General features: G+C 68.8%; 5 protein-coding genes. 2 read left to right on the forward strand and 3 right to left on the reverse strand.

Annotation, left to right across the window (positions count from 1 at the left end; genetic code table 11):
- On the forward strand, positions 1 to 244 hold a 244-nt coding region (locus tag E1265_RS33835; RefSeq protein ID WP_132934777.1), incomplete at its 5' end, for a helix-turn-helix domain-containing protein.
- Positions 241 to 672 (forward strand): VOC family protein, encoded by a 432-nt coding sequence (locus tag E1265_RS33840; RefSeq protein ID WP_132934778.1) that lies wholly within the window; start codon positions 241 to 243, stop codon positions 670 to 672. The genes E1265_RS33835 and E1265_RS33840, both read left to right, overlap by 4 nt.
- 649 nt (positions 673 to 1,321) lie before the next feature.
- Here the strand turns inward: E1265_RS33840 and E1265_RS40520 are convergent.
- The 3 genes from E1265_RS40520 to E1265_RS33860 form a co-directional block, all read right to left on the reverse strand.
- Complete coding sequence (locus E1265_RS40520) at positions 1,322 to 1,756, reverse strand: substrate-binding domain-containing protein (RefSeq protein WP_165953973.1); 435 nt, start codon at positions 1,754 to 1,756, stop codon at positions 1,322 to 1,324.
- 490 nt (positions 1,757 to 2,246) lie between these two features.
- A complete protein-coding gene (locus tag E1265_RS33855) occupies positions 2,247 to 4,049 on the reverse strand; it encodes a cellulase family glycosylhydrolase (RefSeq protein WP_132934780.1) in 1,803 nt (600 codons plus the stop codon).
- A gap of 109 nt (positions 4,050 to 4,158) precedes the next feature.
- Positions 4,159 to 4,695 (reverse strand): lytic polysaccharide monooxygenase auxiliary activity family 9 protein (locus E1265_RS33860; RefSeq protein ID WP_132934781.1); only part of this gene is annotated, 537 nt, incomplete at its 5' end.

Below are 4,695 nucleotides of genomic sequence, written 5' to 3' on the forward strand. Positions count from 1 at the left end.
GTTGGCGCGGCGGCTGCCCATTAGTCGGCAGGCGGTGGCCAAGCACCTCGGCCAGCTCGCCGAAGCGGGCTTGATCAGCCCCGGCGAACCAACCGGCCGCCGTCACCCTTACCGGCTGGAACCTGCCGCCATCCGCACCGCCCAGGTGTGGCTGGCCACGCTCGCCAATCGGTGGGACGACCGACTGGCCGCGCTGGAACACGCACTGGACGCCACCAACACCAACGATGGAGACACTCGATGAACGAGCCGAGATTCACCGCCGGTCTGAACATCGCCATGAAGATTCCCAAGGCACAGTACGACGCCACTGTGGCGTTCTACCGAGACACCCTGGGCTTCGATGTCAACGAAGACGACGTCTCCTACGCGCCGACCGTTTCCAGAACCCACTCGGTGCGGTTCGGCCCCAACACCCTGTGGCTGGACTGCGTCGACAACTACGGCCAGCCCGACCTGTGGCTCCAGCTCCACACCGATGATCTCGACGCCGCCACCGACAAACTCGCCGGCATCGGCATCCGGCCATGTGACGAGGTCGAACCTTTGGAGAACCTCGAGTCCAGAACCCACTGGATCAAGAACCCAGCCGGTGTCATTCATCTGCTCGCCGAAACTACTGACGACACGGACCGACCAGGCTCGAAGGATGTCCGCGTCCTTTCGCCGTAGCCGTTTCCGCGCAGCAAGCCGTACGGCAGGGTGCGGAAGAGCCGGCCGCCCGGCGTCCGGGCGGCCGGGCGCGGGGCTGGAGATCAACCTCCGGGGGCACGCCCTCGCCCTGGGCGTGACCGTCTCCGAGGAACTGACCGGCGTGCGGTTCCCGCTCCTGGAAGCGCTCGGAGTGGCAGCACAGCAATGACGTGCAGATCTGGATGATCCTGTTTGGCGATCACCCATGAAGGCGTCAACCCTGGCCGGGCGGCGAGGTTCAGACGTTGTCCGTTGCCCGGACTTCGTCCCGGTAGCGCCGGGGGAGAGCCCCTTCGCGCGTGTGAGGGCGTTGCTGAAGGCGCTCTCGGAGGTGTAGCCGATGTTGTTGGGCGACGGCGGTGACCGGGGTGTCCTCCTGCCGCAGTTTCCTGGGCGGCCAGGCGCATGCGCCAGTTGAGGAAGGTCAGGGGCGTTACGCCTGCCGCTTCCTTGAAGCGAAGGGCGAAGGTGGCCCGGGACATGGCGGCCGCCCGGGCGAGTTCCGTCAGCTGCCAGGGGCGGGAGGGGGTGCCGTGCATCTGGCGCAGGGCCGGGGCCAGGCGCCCGTCGGCGAGGGCGCGCGGCCACGCGAACGCGACCGGGGGAGCGTGCGCGAGGCGCCGCGCCGTCAGGCGGACTCGCCGGGTATCACCCGCAGATCGATGTCTGGCGCGGGGACCGGGAACTGTTCGCCCAGTGCTCGGAGCGCCGTCGCGGCGGCCGCCCGCGCGATCGCCGCCAGGTCGTGTCCGACCGTGGTCAGGCGCGGGTTGGTGACCTGCGACAGCGGCGTGTGGTCCATTCCGATGAGACCGAAGTCGGCGAAGACCCGCCACCCTCGGTGACCGGCGGCCCCGACCGGCGGCGCTGAGCAGGGTGATGGCGACGTCGTCGTTGTAGCAGACGATGCCGAAGCCAGGGTCGAGGGAGGCGAACGCGAGCTCGGCGTCGTCCAGGTCGATCTCGAGGCCGACGATGGTGGGAGCCGGAAGGTTCGCGGCCGCGCAGACGTCGCGGACGGCGGCCTCGCGGTCGTCTCCGTAGAGATCCTGGCGACGATCACGGAGATGGCCGAAGCCGACCGCGTCCTGGTCCGGTGCGGGCCGAGCGCGAGGCGCGGTACCCGCGGCTGCTCAAGGAACAGGACGTACGGCGGGCCAAGCGGATCCGCGGGGCTCTACGGTCCGCCGGCACCGCTCGTTCTACAGATCAGCGACTGCCGCGAGTCACGTGCCGGTGTGTGCGGCCGCGAGGCACCGCGAGTGGTGGTGAGCCCGTGGCTACCGCTGCCGCGTCTGGAAGTCGGAGCTGGCCGAGCTTGCCGCGGAGATCGACCGGACGATCACCGTCTGACATTTTCTGCCGACTCGGCAAAGAGGAACAAGACGGGACGGCGGTTGTTCTCGCACTTCCTGACGAGTTGGGTCCATCACGTATGGGGCGGGCCGTCGGCCTGGCTGGCGGGGCCGGGCCGACGGTTCTTCCCTGTCCGGTCACCGCAGGGCGTGACCCCTTTGGGCTTGCGGAGGGAAACGGCGGGCGGCTGTTGTGTGTCAGACGGTGGCGCAGGTGCTGTGGTTGAGGGTGAAGGTGGTGGGCGCGGTGTTCGCGCTGCCCCGGCTGGCGATGAAGCCGAGGGTGACGGAGCCGCCGGCCGGGATGGTGCTCGTGTAGGAGGAGGGGGTCACGCTGACCGCAGCGCCGCTCTGGGTGGGTGTGCCGCCCCACATGTTGTTGATGGTCTGGCCGCTTGTGAAGGTGAAGCCCAGGTTCCAGTCGCTGATCGCGCCGGTACCGGTGTTGCGGATGGTGATCTCGCCCTGGAAGCCGTTCCCCCAGTCCCCTACCACCCGGTACCGGACGGAGCAGGTGCCCGGCGTCTCACCACCGGTGGTCGTGACGGCCACGGTGCCCGAGCGTTCGGATCGGTTGCCAGCCGCGTCCCTGGCATAGACCGCGAACGTGTAGGACGTGTTCGCGGCCAGACCGGACACGGTGGCCTGGTGGGAGACCGAGCTGGCGACCTGTGTCTCGGTGCCGCCGTCGACACGGACGACGTCGTAGCCGGTGACCCCCACATTGTCCGTGGACGCGGCCCAGCTCAGTGTCGCCGACGAAGCCGTCACACCCGAGACGGAAGGGGCACCGGGGGCGGTGGGCGCCTCGGTGTCATCGCCGGGGCCGCCCGGGTTCTGGCTGAGCAGGTGTTCCCTGAATCCTTCGCCGTAGGTGCTGGTCGGCGTGCCGTTCCAGTCCTCGATGAGCACGCTGCCGCGGCCGCAGCCCCACGGGTTCCACGTCCAGGCCGTGTACCCGATCCCGTGGGTGTCCGCCCAGGCCATCACCTGGTCGATGTAGTCGTGGGCGCAGGTGTCCTGACCCGTCTCACCGATGTGGACCGGCACTTCGCCGGCGACCGTGCCGATGTTGCTGTCCCAGCACGAGGTGGTCACGCAGGCGTTGAAGTTGTAGGAGTGCCATGAGGCCATCAGATTGCCGGTGGGGTCGGATGGCTTGAACTCCAGCCACCGGCTCAGGTTGTTGGTCCACTCCAGCCCACCGGTCATGATCACATTGGTGGCGCCGGTGTCGCGCACCGCGTCGACGAGGTCCTGCATGCCGGCGACCTCGTAGCCGATGCCGGCACAGCTGCCGCCGTCACGCAGGCACGTCCACGCCGCGGTGGGATCCGCCCAGTTGTTGGCCGCGTCGGGGTAGGGCTCGTTGAACAGGTCGAAGATGACCGCGTCGTTCCCCTTGAACGTCGTGGCGACCTCGGACCAGAAGGCCGGGGTGTAGCGCGTGTTCGGCATCGGCTTCTGACAGGTGGCCGCGACGTCCGGACACCCCGTGCCGGGGCCCGTGTACTCGCCCCAGGTCCAGTGCAGGTCGAGGATCACGTTGATGCCGTTGGCCACCAGGAGGTCTACGTACTCCTCGACCTCCCGCTGGTACTCCGCCGCGCTGGGAGCCGTCACGGGCAGGTTCTCCGTCCCCAGCCAGCACTCCTCGTTCAACGGAACGCGAACAGTGTTGACCCTCCAGGTCAGCATCGCGTCGACGGCAGCCTGGTCCACCGGGCCGTCGAATATCTCCTTGCCCTGAACGCAGCCGAACTCACCGCCGGACCGGTTGACACCCAGGGGGCGGAACGTGGAACCGGACTCGGTGACCAGGCGGTTGCCCGAGACCCGCAGCTCCGGCGCCGCGGCCGCCGCCGATGGCCGGTCGTCCGCGGCGGCTTGTGCGGCCGCCGGTGAGGCGATCGCCGGGGCCGGGACGCCGAGACCGGTCAGCGAACCTGTCACCAGCGCTGCGGCCACGCCGAACGCCCGCAAGGCTCTTCGCATGCTCATCGCACTCTCCCTCGGTACATGTAGCTGACTGATCACGCCCACGCCCACGCGGGCGCTGGCCGGCGAGGATCTGGCCTCAGAGCGGTCACATCAACGACTGCGTTCCGTGTCAGCCGGTGAAGTTGACGTCGCTGCAGAAGTAGTAGGACTGGTCGAGGTGGCTGGCCTGCCAGATGGTGTAGACGATGTGGTGACCGATGCGTCCGGGCGCGCTGACCTGGACGGTCGTGGAGGAGCCGGTGGGCATGGGGCCCGTCTCGGTGACCAGTTCCAGGTCACTCCAGCCCAGGCGTTCGGTGGTGGGGTCGAAGCCCTGCTCGGTGACGTACACGCGGATGTAGTCGGCGCCGTGGGAGGACGTGTCGTTCAGGTTCAGTGTGAAGTTGTTGGGACGGTCGACGGCGTGCCAGGGGCCCGGCTCGTCGAAGGCGGCGAAACGCCCGTTGTGGGTCAGGCCGGCGCTACAGAGCTGCCCGTCGGGGATGGCGCCCTGGTGGTCGCCGCCGACGCCGTCGCGGTGCAGGCCGTTCCAGCCCCACATGGCATCCGCGTCGGCGCGCCATGCCTGGTAGCACATGGGGTCCTCGTCGGCCCAGGTGTCCTGCCAGAAGACGGGCGCCCACCGCTCGTAGCAGCCGAAGTGGCG

The organism is Streptomyces sp. 8K308 (genome assembly GCF_004348315.1).
Lineage (GTDB): Bacteria > Actinomycetota > Actinomycetes > Streptomycetales > Streptomycetaceae > Streptomyces.